15 protein-coding genes are annotated in these 15,439 nt (G+C 61.8%); 6 read left to right on the top strand and 9 right to left on the bottom strand.

From position 1 onward, the window contains the following. Positions 1-59: 59 nt before the first annotated feature. The 5 genes from WBR57_RS02340 to WBR57_RS02320 all read right to left on the bottom strand — a co-directional run bounded on the left by WBR57_RS02340 (position 60) and on the right by WBR57_RS02320 (position 4,754). Complete coding sequence (locus WBR57_RS02340; RefSeq protein WP_017139475.1) at positions 60-311, bottom strand: YfhL family 4Fe-4S dicluster ferredoxin; 252 nt, start codon at positions 309-311, stop codon at positions 60-62. A 225-nt stretch (positions 312-536) separates the two neighbouring features. Beyond that, positions 537-1,016: a pantetheine-phosphate adenylyltransferase gene (gene coaD / locus WBR57_RS02335; protein ID WP_003195136.1), complete on the bottom strand. Its 480-nt coding sequence runs from the start codon at positions 1,014-1,016 to the stop codon at positions 537-539. 103 nt (positions 1,017-1,119) lie between these two features. Continuing rightward, positions 1,120-2,715 (bottom strand): GMC family oxidoreductase N-terminal domain-containing protein, encoded by a 1,596-nt coding sequence (locus WBR57_RS02330; RefSeq protein WP_424081747.1) that lies wholly within the window; start codon positions 2,713-2,715, stop codon positions 1,120-1,122. Between the two features lie 37 nt (positions 2,716-2,752). Then, entirely contained in the window at positions 2,753-3,298 is a 546-nt protein-coding gene (locus WBR57_RS02325) for a twin-arginine translocation pathway signal protein (RefSeq protein WP_424081745.1), read from the bottom strand. A gap of 28 nt (positions 3,299-3,326) precedes the next feature. Then, on the bottom strand, positions 3,327-4,754 hold the full coding sequence (locus tag WBR57_RS02320; protein WP_424081743.1) for a coniferyl aldehyde dehydrogenase: 1,428 nt from the start codon (positions 4,752-4,754) through the stop codon (positions 3,327-3,329). 146 nt (positions 4,755-4,900) lie between these two features. Between WBR57_RS02320 and WBR57_RS02315 the strand changes: the two genes are divergently transcribed. Together WBR57_RS02315 and WBR57_RS02310 are read left to right on the top strand one after the other, a co-directional pair. Then, positions 4,901-5,572 carry a TetR/AcrR family transcriptional regulator gene (locus WBR57_RS02315; RefSeq protein WP_424081741.1) on the top strand — a complete coding sequence of 224 codons (672 nt, stop codon included), beginning with the start codon at positions 4,901-4,903 and terminating at the stop codon, positions 5,570-5,572. 33 nt (positions 5,573-5,605) lie between these two features. Continuing rightward, the gene (locus tag WBR57_RS02310) at positions 5,606-6,460 is read left to right on the top strand and encodes a sulfurtransferase (protein ID WP_424081739.1); all 855 of its coding nucleotides are present in this window, start codon (positions 5,606-5,608) and stop codon (positions 6,458-6,460) included. Between the two features lie 119 nt (positions 6,461-6,579). On the opposite strand, the gene WBR57_RS02305 is transcribed toward WBR57_RS02310, so the two are convergent. The 4 genes from WBR57_RS02305 to WBR57_RS02290 are packed head-to-tail and all read right to left on the bottom strand — an operon-like array spanning position 6,580 to position 11,091. Further along, complete coding sequence (locus tag WBR57_RS02305) at positions 6,580-7,575, bottom strand: hydrolase (RefSeq protein ID WP_424081737.1); 996 nt, start codon at positions 7,573-7,575, stop codon at positions 6,580-6,582. A gap of 60 nt (positions 7,576-7,635) precedes the next feature. After that, a complete protein-coding gene (gene rsmD / locus WBR57_RS02300) occupies positions 7,636-8,253 on the bottom strand; it encodes a 16S rRNA (guanine(966)-N(2))-methyltransferase RsmD (protein WP_424081735.1) in 618 nt (205 codons plus the stop codon). Then, the gene (locus WBR57_RS02295; RefSeq protein WP_424081733.1) at positions 8,253-9,743 is read right to left on the bottom strand and encodes a M16 family metallopeptidase; all 1,491 of its coding nucleotides are present in this window, start codon (positions 9,741-9,743) and stop codon (positions 8,253-8,255) included. Before WBR57_RS02295 ends, rsmD begins: the two co-directional genes overlap by 1 nt. Next, on the bottom strand, positions 9,736-11,091 hold the full coding sequence (locus WBR57_RS02290; RefSeq protein WP_424081731.1) for a M16 family metallopeptidase: 1,356 nt from the start codon (positions 11,089-11,091) through the stop codon (positions 9,736-9,738). The genes WBR57_RS02295 and WBR57_RS02290 overlap by 8 nt, the downstream gene beginning before the upstream one ends. 231 nt (positions 11,092-11,322) lie before the next feature. Here WBR57_RS02290 and ftsY point away from each other — a divergent pair, with 231 nt between their 5' ends. The 4 genes from ftsY to rpoH all read left to right on the top strand — a co-directional run bounded on the left by ftsY (position 11,323) and on the right by rpoH (position 15,379). Then, positions 11,323-12,708, top strand: coding sequence for a signal recognition particle-docking protein FtsY (gene ftsY / locus WBR57_RS02285; protein ID WP_424081729.1), 1,386 nt, complete (start codon positions 11,323-11,325; stop codon positions 12,706-12,708). Beyond that, positions 12,705-13,376, top strand: coding sequence for a cell division ATP-binding protein FtsE (gene ftsE / locus WBR57_RS02280; protein ID WP_017737950.1), 672 nt, complete (start codon positions 12,705-12,707; stop codon positions 13,374-13,376). Before ftsY ends, ftsE begins: the two co-directional genes overlap by 4 nt. Beyond that, positions 13,373-14,395, top strand: coding sequence for a permease-like cell division protein FtsX (gene ftsX, locus WBR57_RS02275; protein ID WP_424081727.1), 1,023 nt, complete (start codon positions 13,373-13,375; stop codon positions 14,393-14,395). Before ftsE ends, ftsX begins: the two co-directional genes overlap by 4 nt. A 129-nt stretch (positions 14,396-14,524) precedes the next feature. Further along, positions 14,525-15,379 (top strand): RNA polymerase sigma factor RpoH, encoded by an 855-nt coding sequence (rpoH, locus tag WBR57_RS02270; RefSeq protein WP_017845020.1) that lies wholly within the window; start codon positions 14,525-14,527, stop codon positions 15,377-15,379. Positions 15,380-15,439: the final 60 nt, after the last annotated feature.

Raw genomic sequence — 15,439 nt, 5'->3', positions numbered from 1 at the left:
CATTGCAAGTGTGGGAGGGGGCTTGCCCCCGATGCGGCCTTTGCAGGCGCTAAAGAGCTTCAGGCCTTACCGGTAATCAACCGGTATTTGGCCATCAACTGCTCTTCGGTTTCTGGATGGGCTTCATCCAGCGGAATGCAATCGACTGGGCAAACCTGCTGGCACTGCGGCTCGTCGTAGTGGCCGACGCACTGGGTGCACAGGTTGGGGTCGATCACGTAGATCTCTTCGCCCTGGGAAATCGCAGCGTTCGGGCACTCGGGTTCGCAGACGTCGCAGTTGATGCAATCGTCGGTGATGATCAGGGACATGGAAACTCCTGCCAGGGCTGTCAGCCAAGGCAACTGAAAAACTAATGCGCGCAATTGTGCCGCATTGGCGCCCTTGTGGCGAGGGGGCTTGTCCCCCGTTGGGCCGCGAAACGGCCCCAATAAAGACACCGCTTAGTCTCCGGCAAGCCCGAGCCGCTTGGTTTCAGCGCCGCTTCGCGCCCCAACGCAGGGCAAGCCTGCTCGCGACAATAAGAACGCGGCTGGTTATTTCTTGAAGCGCAGCGTCAGCGCATCCGCCACGGCGGGGTGCACGAACTTGGTGATATCCCCGCCCAACGCGGCGATTTCACGCACCAACGTCGAGGAAATGAACGAATAACGTTCCGACGGCGTGAGAAACAGGCTTTCCACGTCCGGCGCCAGTTGGCGGTTCATGTTGGCCAGCTGGAATTCGTATTCGAAGTCCGACACCGCGCGCAGGCCACGCAGGAACACATTGGCGTTCTGCTCTTTGGCGAAGTGGGCCAGCAGGGTCGAAAAGCCCACCACTTCCACGTTGGGCAAGTGCTTGGTGACCTCTTGCGCCAGCTCCACGCGCTGTTCCAGGGGAAACAGCGGGTTTTTCTTGGGGCTGGCCGCGACCGCGATGATCACATGGTCGAACAAGCGTGAGGCACGTTCGACCAGATCGCCATGGCCTTTGGTAATCGGGTCGAAGGTTCCTGGGTACAACACTCGGTTCATCGCGTCGTCCTGGCGGAGTCCGTTGGGGAACCGGATGGTATCGCAGCCATCCCGGTCGGCCAAGTCGACTTATGTAGATAGATGCGCCGAATCGAGGGTTTTTTCATCCCGTTTTCAGACGTTCGGCCAATGCTGCCGCCAGTTGCGCGGTCAATCCGTACACCGACAATTGCGGGTTGGCCCCAATGCTGGTGGGGAACAACGAGCCATCGTGGATCGACAGATTGCGTAACTGGTGATGGCGCCCGAGGCTGTCGGCCACTGCGTTTTTCGGGTCTTCACCCATGGCGCAGCCGCCCATTACATGGGCACTGCCCAGGGCTGTGCGGTGCAATTCCAGGTTCAGGCCCTCGATCATGCTGCGGGCCTCGGCCAGCGAGTTCACATAACGAGCGTCGTGGTGCAGTGGTTTGACCGACTTGGCGCCCGCCGCGAACTGAATCTCGGCCATGCTGTGAAAGGCGCGGCGCAAACCATCCCAGGCGTAGTCCGAGACCTGGTAGTCGAGCACCGGCGTACCATCGCCGCGCAGTCCTACGCTGCCACCCTGGCTGTCGGGGTGGAAACCGTCGCGCAGCAGCGCGAGCATGGCGTGGGTCTTGGGCAGTTGGCTCATGTCCAGGGCGTTTTGCTCGCCGTAGCCACCGAACAGCGTGCTGGCCAACCCCGGGTGTAAGGGCGGTGCCTCGAGCTTGTAAGACATTTTGCCGGTGGTGCCGTCCTGCCATTGGAAATGGTCGGAATAGATCGACTGCGGCGCGCCGTAGAACGGGTTGATCACCTCGTCGAACAGCCCCGCCGAGAAATTCACCAAGTGCAAAAAGGTGCGCTTGCCCACGCGCGAGTGCGGGTCCGGGGCGTCCGAGCGCATCAATAGCGCCGGGCTGTTGATGCCGCCGCCCGCCAGCACGTAATGCCTGGCCTTGACCGTGATCTTGCGCCCGGTCGGCGCCACGCAGCGCTCATCCATGGCCACGCATTCCAGGCTGCTGATGCTGTCGCCCTGGTAGACCAGGCGCTCGGCACGGGCCAGGTACAGCAACTCGCCGCCCTTCTCCAGGGTGGAAGGGATGGTGGTTACCAGCATCGACTGCTTGGCATTCACCGGGCAGCCCATGCCGCAATACCCCAGGTTGAAGCAGCCGCGCACATTGCGTGGAATCACGTGCCAGCTGTAGCCGAGCTTTTCGCAGCCTTTGCGGATCACGTCATTGTTGGCGTTTGGGGGGAGGGCCCACGGCGCGATGCCCAGGCGCTGTTCCATTTTTTCGAACCAGGGCGCCATTTCGGCACTGCTGTGGCCCTTCACCGCATATTCGCTGGCCCAGTGGGAAAGGGTGGCGTCCGGTGTACGAAAACTCGACGTCCAGTTGATCAGCGTCGTGCCGCCGACTGCGCGGCCCTGCAGGATGGTGATCGCGCCGTCCTTGCTCATCCGCCCGATGCCTTCCTGATACAGGCTGGCGTAGGCCTCGTCTTCGAGCAGCTTGAAGTCACTGCTGGTCTTGAGCGGGCCTTCTTCGATCAGCAAGACCTTGTAGCCAGCGGCGCTGAGGATTTCGGCGGTAGTGCCGCCACCGGCGCCGCTGCCGATGATCGCCACGTCGGCTTCCAGGGTCAGGTCATTGTCGAGCGTGGCGCCATTGTGGGTTTTCCAGCCACGGGCCAGGCCTTCGCGGAACAGATCGGGTACGGGCATCGGGGTCGTCTCTTGTTTTTATTGTGGAAGATGCACATCAAATCTTTGGCGGGCCGGGGTAGCCGCAATGTGCCCAGGATTGCGGCCGGAAGTACCAGGCCATGATCACCAGCTTGAGCAGCGAACCCTGGCCCATGCGCAACAGGTTCAGGTAGCTGTTCTCCCAGCGGTGCAGGAAGTTGCGGATCTGCTCGCCGGTGGCGTTTTCCCAGCTGCCCCAGATGCCGGTCAACGGGCCGCGGGTGATGCCCATGCCCAATACGTCGAACAGTTGCTGGGTGAGCTTGAACATCTCCGGCGACAAGTGCTGCAGGCCGTAGTCGAGTTTTTTCAGGGTGTCTTCGATTCCGGCGACCACCTCCTGGGTGCTGGCCACGCCGGCGAGCAACACCGGGATCACGGCGCGTAGAAACGGCAAATCACTGCTGCGCAGCATGGCAAAGCCACTGGCGGGAGTGCTGCTGGAGCAGCCGCTGAGGCTGGCGCCCAGCCCGGCGGTGGCCAGGAAAACGCTGGCGCACAGGCCGATTTTCAGGACGCCGCGCCGTGACAGCGCGGGTGAATCAGTCAGGCTGGGGTTCATTGTTATTGTTATCCCGAAGGTGGCGGAATCAGCGAACGAACAGCTTCTGGATCAATTTCTGAATGGCTTTGCCGTAAGGCGGGTAGATCAGCTTTGCCGCGTTCAGGCGCTGTTTCACCAGTACCCCCTTGGCTTTGCTGAACGTGAGGAAACCTTCGTGGCCGTGGTAATGGCCCATGCCTGACGGGCCGATGCCGCCAAAGGGCATGTCGTCCTGAGCCACGTGCAGCAAGGTGTCGTTCAGGCACACGCCGCCCGAGTGGGTCTCGTGCAGCACGCGGTTCTGTTCGTCCTTGTTGTAGCCGAAGTAATACAGGGCCAGTGGGCGAGGGCGCTGGTTGATGTAGGCAAAGGCCTGGTCGATACCGCGATACGCCACGATCGGCAGCACCGGGCCGAAAATTTCGTCCTGCATCACGGTCATTTCATCGCTGACATTCAACAACAGGCTGTGGGCCATGCGGCGTGCCTGGCCCTGGTCGTACAGCGGGACCAGGGTGGCCCCCTTGTCCGTGGCGTCTTTGACGTAGGCATTCAGCCGGGCCAGCTGCCGCTCATTGATGATGGCGGTGTAGTCCGGGTTGTCATTCAAGGTCGGATAGAACCCGCGGATCGCTTGAGAGTAGGCCTCGACGAAACCCTCGACGCGGTCCTCCGGCACCAGCACGTAGTCCGGCGCCACGCAGGTTTGCCCGGCATTCAAGGCTTTGCCGAAGGCGATGCGCTCGGCGGCGTCCTTGAGCGGCACGTCGGCGGACACGATGGCCGGCGACTTGCCGCCCAGCTCAAGGGTCACCGGCGTGAGGTGCTCGGCAGCGGCGCGCATCACATGTTTACCGATGCTGGTCGCGCCGGTAAACAGCAGGTGATCGAAGCGCAGTTTGGAAAACGCCATGCCGACGTCGGCTTCGCCCAGCACTACGCACACCAGGTCCTCGGGGAAAATTTTCGCCAGCAGGGTCTTGAGCAGCTCACCGGTGGCGGGCGTGGATTCGCTGAGCTTGAGCATCACCCGGTTGCCGGCCGCCAGCGCGCCGACCAGCGGGCCGATGGCCAGGTACAGCGGGTAGTTCCAGGGCACGATCACCCCGACTACGCCCAACGGCTGATAGATCACTTTGGCCGAAGCGGGTTGGAAGGCGATGCCTACAGCGCGGCGCGAAGGTTTCATCCAGCCCTTGAGGTGTTTGCTGGCGTAGTGAATGCCATGCAGGCTGGGCATCAGTTCGGCGAACAGGGTTTCGTCTGCGCTGCGGTGGCTGAAGTCCTGGCTGATCGCGCTTATCAGCGCCTGGCGTTCGTCGCTGAGCACGTCGCGCAGGGCCTTGAGCCATTGCTGGCGCTGCGCGGCCGGCGGCATCGGGTTGGCGGCGTAGGCGCGGCGTTGGGCGTCGAACAGGTCCTGGAGCTGATCCAGCGCCTGGGAATCTTGCAGATAGGCAATGTTGGCAGACATGGCGCAGTTCCCGATTGTTATAGGTCTGCGTGGATTTTTAGAGTCATTGCTCTAAATTGTCAAATGACATTGCAGCAACGTGCAGATTTATCCCGGCAAGGATAGGTCGTAAGATGCCCCATCACGTGTTCAGAAGCTGATCCCCTATGGCACCACGAGTAAAGACCAGCGAGCGCATTGTGCAAACCAGCCTGGAGCTTTTTAACCAGCAGGGCGAGCGCAGTGTGAGCACCAACCACATTGCCGCCCATATGGAAATTTCGCCGGGCAACCTGTACTACCACTTCCCCAACAAGCAGGCGATCATCGCCGTGCTGTTTCGTGAATACGAAGCCCTGGTCGACACATTTCTGCGCCCGCCCCAAGGCCGCGCGGTGACAGTCGAAGACAAGCGTTTTTACCTGCAGGCCGTTCTGGCCGGCATGTGGCGCTACCGTTTCCTGCACCGCGACCTTGAACACCTGCTGGAAAGCGACCCGGAGCTGGCGACGGGCTACCGGCGTTTTTCCCAGCGCTGCCTGGTTCAGGGCAATGCCATCTACCAAGGGTTTGTCGATGCCGGCATTCTCAAGATGGACCCGGTGCAAACCGAAGCCCTGACCCTCAATGCCTGGATCATCCTCACGTCGTGGGTGCGCTTTTTGTGCTCCACCAACGAAAACTCCGCGCAGTTGAGCGCCGAAGCGATCAAGCGCGGGGTGTACCAGGTGCTGGTGCTGGAGGCGGGGTTTGTCACGCCCCAGGCAAAAGAGGCAGTGGATGCCTTGTTCAAAGAGTTTTACGTGCCGTTGAATCAGGCACTGGAAGAAGTGAAGTAGGACCTTTCCCGAATCTGTTCACAGGAGTCCGTCATGCCGCTTGCCCAACTGATCAGCCCCCAGCAATTGGCCGAACGCCAGCGGTCGGCAGGGTTGGTGATCCTGGATTGTCGCTTTGCACTGGAAGACCCGGACTACGGGCTGTGCAGCTATGCCGAAGGGCATATTGAAGGTGCGCAATATGCCGACCTCGAGCGCCATCTCAGCGGCCCGGTGACCAAGGGCGTAACCGGCCGTCACCCGTTGCCAGCGGCGGACACCTTCGCCCGGCAATTGCGCGCCTGGGGCGTCAACGCCGACACCGATATCGTGCTGTATGACGACGGCCCTGGCGCCTATGCCGCCCGGGCCTGGTGGCTGCTGGCCTGGCTGGGCAAGCGTGATGGCGTGTTTGTGCTGGACGGTGGCCTCAAGGCCTGGCACGCCGCCGGCTTCCCGCTGAGCCTGGACGCGCCGGTGGTCGAGCCGGGTACCTTCGCCGGGACGCCGGACAACCGCCTGGTGCTGGATGCCGAACACCTGCAAAAACGCCTGGGCCAGCCCGGCCTGACCCTGATTGATGCCCGTGCCCAGGCGCGCTTTCGCGGCGAAGTGGAGCCGATCGATCCGGTTGCCGGGCATATTCCCGGTGCACAGTGCGCGGCCTTCAATGAAAACCTGGGCAGTGACGGCCGCTTCCTGCCGGCAGACCAGCTCAAGCAGCGTTTTGCCGCGCAGTTGCAGGGCCGCTCGCCGGATGAGCTGGTGGCGTATTGCGGTTCGGGGGTGACGGCGTGCCACAACCTGTTTGCCCTGAGCCTGGCAGGTTACCCGTTGGGCAAGCTGTATGCGGGGTCGTGGAGCGAGTGGATTAACGATCCGGCGCGGGAAGTTGCAACTGGCGACTGAGATGTCAGGCCGGTAAACCCAATCAACTGTGGGAGCGGGCTTGCCCGCGAAGGCGCAGTGTCAGTCGACACTTCATTGACTGAACCACCGCATTCGCGAGCAAGCCCGCTCCCACAGTTTTAACCGTGTTGTGTCAGTAGCCATTGAGGAATCCGGCGTTCGAGGTAGTAACCCGGGCGCTTTAGCGAGCCATCCACAAACCCCACGTGCCCGCCCTTGGCCAGCAACTCGAACTCGGTGCAGTCCGACAGTTCGCTGGCTTCGGGCAAGCTGTGGGTGAACACGAAGGGGTCATCGGCGGCGTGGATGATCAGGGTGGGTGTACGAATTTCACCCAGGTAATACCGACTCGACGCACGACGGTAGTAGTCCTCGGCACTCAGAAACCCGTGCAGCGGCGCGGTCACTCGCCCGTCGAAGTCCCAGAACGTACGCATCTTCTCCAGGGAACCGAGTGACTCCAGGGTTTTCAGCCCATCAGCCTGGCCATCCTGTAAAAAACGGCTCTGCTTGACGCGGATGTACGCCAGCATCTCGCGCATAAAGTGCTTTTGATAAACCCGCGAGAAACCCAGCCCGATACGGTCCGCACACTGGTCCAGGCGAAACGGCACCGACACCGCCGCTGCGCCCTGTAACCCGGATGCTTCGCCGGTTTCGCCCAAGTGTTTGAGCAATACATTGCCCCCCAGCGAATAACCCACTGCATACAGCGGCGCCAGTGGTCGCTTGGCGCGCAGATGCGCAATCGCTGCTGCCAGGTCTTCGCTGGCGCCCGAGTGATAGCTGCGCGCCAGCAGGTTGGGCTCGCCCGAGCAGCCGCGCCAATTCAGCGCCGCACTGGCCCAGCCCTGGGCGGCGAGGGCTTTTTGCAGCCCGGCCACGTAAGGTGAGTTGGAAGAACCTGTCAGCCCATGCAGCACCAGCACCAAGGGCGCTTGCACGTCATGGGGACCATGCCAGTCGAGGTCAAGGAAGTCGCCGTCTTCCAGCCAAAGGCGTTCGCGTTGGCGTTCGATATGCGTGGTCGGGCGCCACAGCGGTCCCCACAGCGTTTGCAGATGGGGGTTGCCGAGGCCGAAGGCGGGGGTGAACAGTTTGGAGGACGGTGTCATGCGGATCTCTGTGGCGATCAGGCTTTGTTGTGGCGAGGCCGCTCGCCACATCAAGCCCGCTTACGCAGCGTTTTCGACCAGGCGATGCCACAACGCGTAATACACCCGACCGGACTTCTGCTCGCGGTGCAGGCGCCAGGCGCCAGGCAGGCCGAGCGACGACGGTGCGGTCTCGCTTTCAGTGTAGATCCACGCATCAGGCGCCAGCCATTGGCGCTCTTCCAGCAACGTGCACACGGTCGGCAACAGGTTCTGGTTGAACGGCGGGTCGAGGAACACCACGTCGTATTCGCTGGCCGGCTGGGTTTCCAGGTACCGCAGTGCGTCGGCGGTTTGCACTTGGCCGTTGGTGCAGCGCAGGGTGCCCAGGTGTTCTTTCAGGCTGGACACTGCCACATTGCTCGCATCCAGCGCCTGGGCCTGGGCCGCGCCACGGGACAGCGCCTCCAGGAACAGCGCGCCACTGCCGGCAAACGGGTCCAGCACCTTGGCGCCCGCGATGTAGGGTGCGAGCCAGTTGAACAGGGTTTCACGCACGCGATCCGGCGTCGGGCGCAGGCCCACGACGTCGGGGAAGCTCAGCTTGCGGCTGCCCCATTCACCGCCAATGATGCGCAGTTGGCCCACACCGTTATGCACGTTGTGGACAGGTTTTTTCGGGCGAGATGAACTGGCCATTAATGCTCCGGAACCCCGAGCGGCTGCTCGGCAGGTTTATCAGTGGGGGGCGGTAGTGGCTTTTGCGCAATCGTCGGGCCGGCGGTCACGATGACCATCTTGTCGGCGCTCAAGTGTTTATTCAATGCAGCCTTGACCTGCTCTACGGTCAGGGCCTGGGATTGTTTCATGAAATCTTCCAGATAGCTCAGCGGCAGGTTGTAGAAACCCATCGCACCCAACTGGCCGGCGATATCGGCATTGCTCGCCGTGGACAGCGGGAAGCTGCCGGCCAGCTCGCGCTTGGCGTCATCCAGTTCCTTCTGTGTCGGGCCGGTCTTGAGGTAGTCGGCCAGCACGTCTTCAACCAGGCGCAGGGTACCGCCGCTCATTTCGGCGCGGGTCTGCAGGTTGATCATGAACGGGCCACGCACTTGCATCGGCGAGAAACCGGAGTACACGCCGTAGGTCAGGCCGCGTTTTTCACGCACTTCGCTCATCAAGCGGGTGCCGAAACCGCCACCGCCGAGGATCTGGTTGCCCAGGGACAAGGCGGCATAGTCCGGGTCGGCGCGGTCGATGCCCAATTGCGCGAACAGCAAGTGCGTCTGCTTGGACGGGAACTCGATATGGCTCAGGCCTGCCTTGGGCTCGGTCGGCTGGGCGATCTTGGCCAGCGCCGGGCCTTTGGGCATCGACGCCGACACCTTGGCCGTCATGGCTTCGGCTTCGGCGCGGGTCAAGTCACCGACCACGGCGATCACCGCATTGCCCGCCGCGTAGGCCTTGGCGTGGAAGGCCTGCAATTGCGCGAGGGTAATCTTTGGAACGCTGTCGGCCGTGCCTTCGCTCGAGTGAGCGTAAGGGTGGTCGCCATACAGGCGCTTGAACAGTTCAAGGCTGGCCAGCTTGGCCGGGTTTTGCTTCTGGTACTCGAAGCCGGCGAGGATCTGGTTCTTGATCCGTGCCAGCGAGTCGGCAGGGAAGGTCGGTTTGCCGATCACCTGGTCAAACAGCGCCAGGGCTGCCTCGCGTTTATCAATGTCGCTGAGGCTGCGCAGGGACACCAGGGCCATGTCGCGGTAAGCGCCATTGCCAAAGTCGGCGCCCAGGCCTTCAAAGCCGCTGGCGATCTGGCTGACGTCCTTGCCCGGTACGCCTTCGTTGAGCATCGCGTTGGTCATCAGCGCCAGGCCTGGCACGTTGCCATCCTGGCTGCTGCCCGCGGCGTACAGGATGCGCATGTCGAACATCGGCAGCTCATGGGCCTCCACGAACAGCACCTTGGCGCCTTCAGCGGTGGTCCAGGTTTGCACGTCGAGCTTGCGGTTGGTCGGCGCCTTGCCGTCCAGCTCTGCCAGGGATTGCAGCGTGTTGCTCGACTGGGCCTTGTCCAGCGCCTGGCTGGCCACCGAGTCGCCCGGACGCAGAATGTATACGGCGCTCGCCGCAACCAGCGTCACGACAACCAGCACGGGGAAGATCAAGCGGCTGCTTTTGCGATCACTCATGAGCGGTCTCCTCAGGCAAAACATGAGCGACGCTCAAACGTTCGCGGGTGAAATAGGTGCGGGCGGCCTTCTGGATATCGTCCGGGGTGACGCTTTGCAGGTCGGCCAATTCGGTGTCCATGAGTTTCCAGGACAGGCCTACGGTTTCCAGCGAGCCGATGGCCGTGGCCTGGCTGGTGATGGAATCTCGCTGATAGACCACGCCGGCAATGACCTGGGCGCGGATGCGTTCGAGTTCTTCGGCGCTCGGCGGTTTGGCTTTCAATTCGTCCAGCAGGCGCCACAGGCCGGCTTCGGCTTGGGCGATGGTCTTTTTCTTTTGCTGGTTCGGCGTGGCCGTCAGCATGAACAGCGTGTCGCCACGGGTATAAGCGTCGTAATTGGTGGAGGCGCCTGACACCAGCTCTTCACCACGCTCCAGCTGCTCGGAAATACGCGCGCTGTAGCCGCCATCCAGCAGTGCCGAAATCAGGCGCAGCGCTTGCACCGAGCGTTTGTCTTCGGCGGTGGCCAGGCCGGGTACGTTGAACCCCAGGATTACGCTCGGCAACTGGGTCTGCACATGCATCGTCAGCAGGCGCTCGCCGGGTTCGGCCAGCTCCATCGGGATCTTGGCCGGCGGCACGTCGCGCTTGGGGATCGGGCCGAAGTAGCGCTGGGCGAGGTTTTTCACCTCGTCCGGCGTCACGTCACCCACCACCACCAGCGTGGCGTTGTTCGGCACATACCAGGCTTGATACCAATGACGCAGCTCTTCGACCTTCATGCGCTCAAGGTCCGCCATCCAGCCGATGGTCGGCGTGTGGTAGCCGCTGGCGGGGTAGGCCATGGCCTTGAAGCGCTCGTAGGCCTTGGACATCGGATTGTCGTCGGTGCGCAGGCGGCGTTCTTCCTTGATCACTTCGATTTCACGGCTGAACTCGTCGGCCGGCAGGCGCAGGCTGGCCATGCGGTCGGCTTCCAGCTCAAAGGCAACGCCCAGGCGATCACGGGCCAATACCTGGTAGTAGGCGGTGTAGTCGTCGCTGGTGAAGGCATTTTCTTCGGCGCCCAGGTCGCGCAGGATCAGCGAGGCTTCGCCGGGGCCGACCTTGGCGCTGCCCTTGAACATCATGTGCTCCAGGGCGTGGGACAAACCGGTCTGGCCCGGGGTTTCGTAGCTCGAACCGACCTTGTACCAAACCTGGGAAACCACCACCGGCGCGCGATGATCTTCGCGCACGACCACCTTGAGGCCGTTATCCAGGGTGAATTCATGGGTGGGTTGTGGATCGGCAGCCAAGGCTGAAAGAGGCAGACAAACTGTGCTGAGCAGCAGGCCTGCGGCGTGGCGGGCTAGAGCATTCATTCGTTTTTAAACCTGTTGGGCTGCCCGCTTGGTCTTAGCGTCGGCGGGCGAGGAGGTGCTAGGATACTGATCCGACTTAGGGACGGCCACTGCGGCTGTCTTGATGAGGCCCAATTTGGCCTTACAAAATGTTGCGCATGAACGAGCTGGCTAAAAAACAGTCTGTTACGCATCGAATTTTATTTACCGATGCGCCCCTTGGCGCGTCGCTACCTTGAGATAGCCGTCTCCATGTTTGGTTCCAACGACGACAAGAAGACCCCAGCTGCGGCTGGCGAGAAGAAAGGCCTGTTCGGATGGCTGCGCAAAAAGCCGCAGGAAACCGTCGTCGAACAGCCGCAGGTTCAAGCCGAACCGACCCCCGAGCCTATAGTAGAAGCCGAACCGATTGCCGAAACGCCGGCACCGGTGGTGTTGCCGATGGCCGAGCCGGTGCTGCAGCCGTCCGCCGAGCCTGAACCCGAACCCGAACCCGAACCTAAGCCTTGGCCGGAACTGCCGGTGGCCGAAGAGCCTGTGGCGCTGGTTGAAGACGTGCAGGCCGAGCATGTGGCGCCGCCGATCCCGGTGGTTGTCGAGCCGCAACCGGTCGTGGTCGAAATGCCCTTGGTGGTGGAGCCTGCACCGGCCGCTGCAGTGGTTGCTGCTCCTGCGGTCATCGAAGAGCCTGCTGCGCCCGTCGAAACCAAGGCCGGGTTCTTCTCGCGTCTCAAGCAAGGCCTGAGCAAAACCAGCGCCAGCATCGGCGAAGGCATGGCCAGCCTGTTCCTCGGCAAAAAGGTCATCGATGACGAACTGCTGGAAGACATCGAAACCCGCCTGCTGACCGCCGACGTGGGCGTTGAAGCCACTGCGGTGATTATCCAGAGCTTGACCCAGAAGGTCGCGCGCAAGCAGTTGACCGATGCCGACGCTTTGTACAAATCCTTGCAGGCCGAGCTGGCTGCGATGCTCAAGCCCGTGGAAGCGCCGCTGGTGATCACGCCGAAAAAACCGTTCGTGATCCTCGTGGTTGGCGTCAACGGTGCCGGCAAGACCACCACCATCGGCAAGTTGGCCAAGAAGCTGCAGTCGGAAGGCAAGAAAGTCATGCTCGCCGCCGGCGACACCTTCCGCGCCGCTGCCGTGGAGCAGCTGCAGGTGTGGGGTGAGCGCAACAAGATCCCGGTGATCGCCCAGCACACCGGCGCCGATTCCGCCTCGGTGATTTTTGACGCTGTGCAAGCCGCCAAGGCGCGCAATATCGATGTGCTGATCGCCGACACCGCCGGTCGCCTGCACACCAAAGACAACTTGATGGAAGAGCTGAAGAAAGTCCGCCGCGTGATCGGCAAGCTTGACGCAGACGCCCCGCACGAAGTGCTGTTGGTGCTTGACGCCGGTACTGGCCAGAACGCCATCAGCCAGGCCAAACAATTCAACCAGACGGTGCAACTGACCGGCCTGGCATTGACTAAGCTCGACGGCACGGCCAAGGGCGGCGTGATCTTCGCCCTGGCGAAACAGTTCGGGTTGCCGATTCGTTATATCGGCGTCGGTGAAGGCATCGATGACCTGCGCACCTTTGAAGCCGAACCCTTTGTACAGGCACTGTTTGCCGAGCGGGAGCGTCCATGATTCGATTCGAACAGGTCGGTAAACGCTATGCCAACGGGCATGTGGGCTTGCATGAGCTGAGCTTTCGAGTGCGTCGCGGCGAGTTTCTGTTTGTAACCGGTCACTCCGGCGCCGGTAAAAGCACGTTGCTGCGCCTGCTGCTGGCCATGGAGCGCCCGACCACCGGCAAGCTGCTGCTGGCCGGCCAGGACCTGGCCACCATCAGTAATGCACAGATTCCATACCTGCGCCGCCAGATCGGCGTGGTGTTCCAGAACCACCAGTTGCTGTTTGATCGCACCGTGTTCAACAACATTGCCCTGCCGTTGCAGATTCTCGGGCTGTCCAAGGCCGAAATCGTCAAGCGTGTGGATTCGGCCCTGGAGCGCGTGGCGCTGTCGGACAAAACCGACCTTTACCCCGGCGACCTGTCCACCGGCCAGCAGCAGCGTGTCGGTATTGCCCGCGCGATCGTCCACCGCCCGGCCTTGCTGCTGGCGGACGAACCCACCGGTAACCTCGACCCGCGCCTGGCGGCCGAGATCATGGGGGTATTCGAAGACATCAACCGCCTGGGCACCAGCGTGCTGATCGCCAGCCACGACCTGGCGCTGATTGCGCGCATGCGCCATCGCATGTTGACCCTGCAACGTGGCCGCCTGATCGGTGACGGGGAGGCCGGCGTATGAGTGCTACCCGCAGCCCCAAGGTTTCCGAGCGCGTAGCGCCGAAACCCGCCGACCCGCAACCGAAAAAGAAAAAACACGACGAAGACGACGGCCCCGACTTCAGCACCTTGCTGCGTGCGTGGATCGAAAGCCATCGCGCCAGCCTGCTCGATAGCCTGCGCCGCCTGGGCAAGCAGCCGATCGGCAGCTTTTTCACCTGTCTGGTGATGGCCGTGGCCCTGAGCCTGCCGATGGGCTTGTCGCTGCTGCTCAATAACGTGGAACGCCTGGGCGGCTCCTGGCAGCGTGCGGCGCAGATTTCGCTGTACCTGAACCTGGATGCCAGCACCCAGGACGGCGAAGCGCTGCGCGACGACATCAAGAACATCCCTGGCGTGGCGGATGCCGAATACGTCAGCCGTGACCAGGCGCTTGAGGAGTTCCAGCAGCAGTCCGGCCTGGGCGAGGCGCTCAAGGAGTTGCCGCAGAACCCGCTGCCAGGCGTGGTGCTGGTCACGCCAAACGAAGTGGACAAGACGGCGCTGGAAGCCCTGCGACAAAAACTCGCAGAGATGCCCAAGGTGCAACAGGCGCAACTTGATCTAGTCTGGGTAGAGCGGCTGGCCGCGATTCTCAAGCTGGGCGACCGTTTTGTGTTCGGCCTGACCGTGCTGTTGGTGTCTGCATTACTTTTGGTGATAGGTAATACCATTCGTCTTCATATTGAAAACCGTCGCACCGAGATAGAAGTGATTAAACTGGTCGGCGGCACGGACAGCTATGTGCGTCGGCCTTTTCTGTATATGGGCGCGCTTTATGGCTTCGGTGCCGGGGTTTTGTCCTGGGGCGTACTGGCGTTCGGCTTGAACTGGCTCAACGACGCGGTTGTCGGCCTGGCCGGCTTGTACGGCAGTGATTTTGCCTTGGCCGGCGTGCCGGTTGCTGATGGATTTTCACTCTTGCTTGGCGCGGTCTTGTTGGGGTATATCGGTGCTTGGATTGCAGTCGCACGGCATTTGCGTGAGCTGGCACCGAAGTAGTTAATGTCTGGGTAATGTGGTTTCGTTTGTATTGACCGTATCAGTGGTTTAGGGAACTTGTCCTACGGTTCCCGGTCAATTTTCGCAGTGCTGAACTGCACGAGTTATGTGAGTCGGAGGTTTTTTCGTATGACCACTTCTTTGCAACCTGTCTATGCCTTGGTCCCGGGTGCGAACCTGGAAGCCTACGTGCATACGGTCAACAGCATTCCATTGCTGACACCGGAGCAGGAGCGTGAACTGGCCGAGAGTCTCTACTATGAGCAGGATTTGGGGGCGGCTCGGCAGATGGTGCTCGCCCACCTGCGTTTTGTCGTACATATCGCCCGTAGCTATAGCGGCTACGGCCTGGCCCAGGCTGACCTGATCCAGGAAGGCAACGTCGGCCTGATGAAGGCTGTAAAGCGCTTCAACCCTGAAATGGGCGTGCGCCTTGTGTCGTTTGCCGTGCACTGGATCAAGGCGGAAATCCACGAGTTCATCCTGCGCAACTGGCGCATTGTGAAAGTCGCGACCACCAAGGCCCAGCGCAAGCTGTTCTTCAACCTGCGCAGCCAGAAAAAACGCCTGGCGTGGCTGAACAACGAGGAAGTCCACCGTGTGGCCGAAAGCCTCGGTGTGGAACCGCGTGAAGTGCGCGAGATGGAAAGCCGCCTCACCGGCCATGACATGGCCTTCGACCCGGCCGCCGAAGCGGACGACGACAGCGCCTTCCAATCGCCGGCCAACTACCTGGAAGACCACCGGTATGACCCGGCGCGTCAGCTGGAGGACGCCGACTGGAGCGACAACTCCAACCACAACCTGCACGAAGCGCTGGAAGTGTTGGACGACCGCAGCCGTGACATCCTCTACCAGCGCTGGCTGGCGGAAGAAAAAGCCACGCTGCACGACCTGGCGCAGAAGTACAACGTGTCGGCCGAGCGGATTCGCCAGCTTGAGAAAAGCGCGATGAACAAGCTGAAGTTGTCGATCGCCGCCTGATCCAGTCGGCAACACTGGGTCAAAAATGTGGGAGGGGGCTTGCCCCCGATAGCGGTGGAT

The organism is Pseudomonas sp. (genome assembly GCF_049590575.1).
Lineage (GTDB): Bacteria > Pseudomonadota > Gammaproteobacteria > Pseudomonadales > Pseudomonadaceae > Aquipseudomonas.
This window is presented reverse-complemented; position numbering and strand designations above follow the sequence as displayed.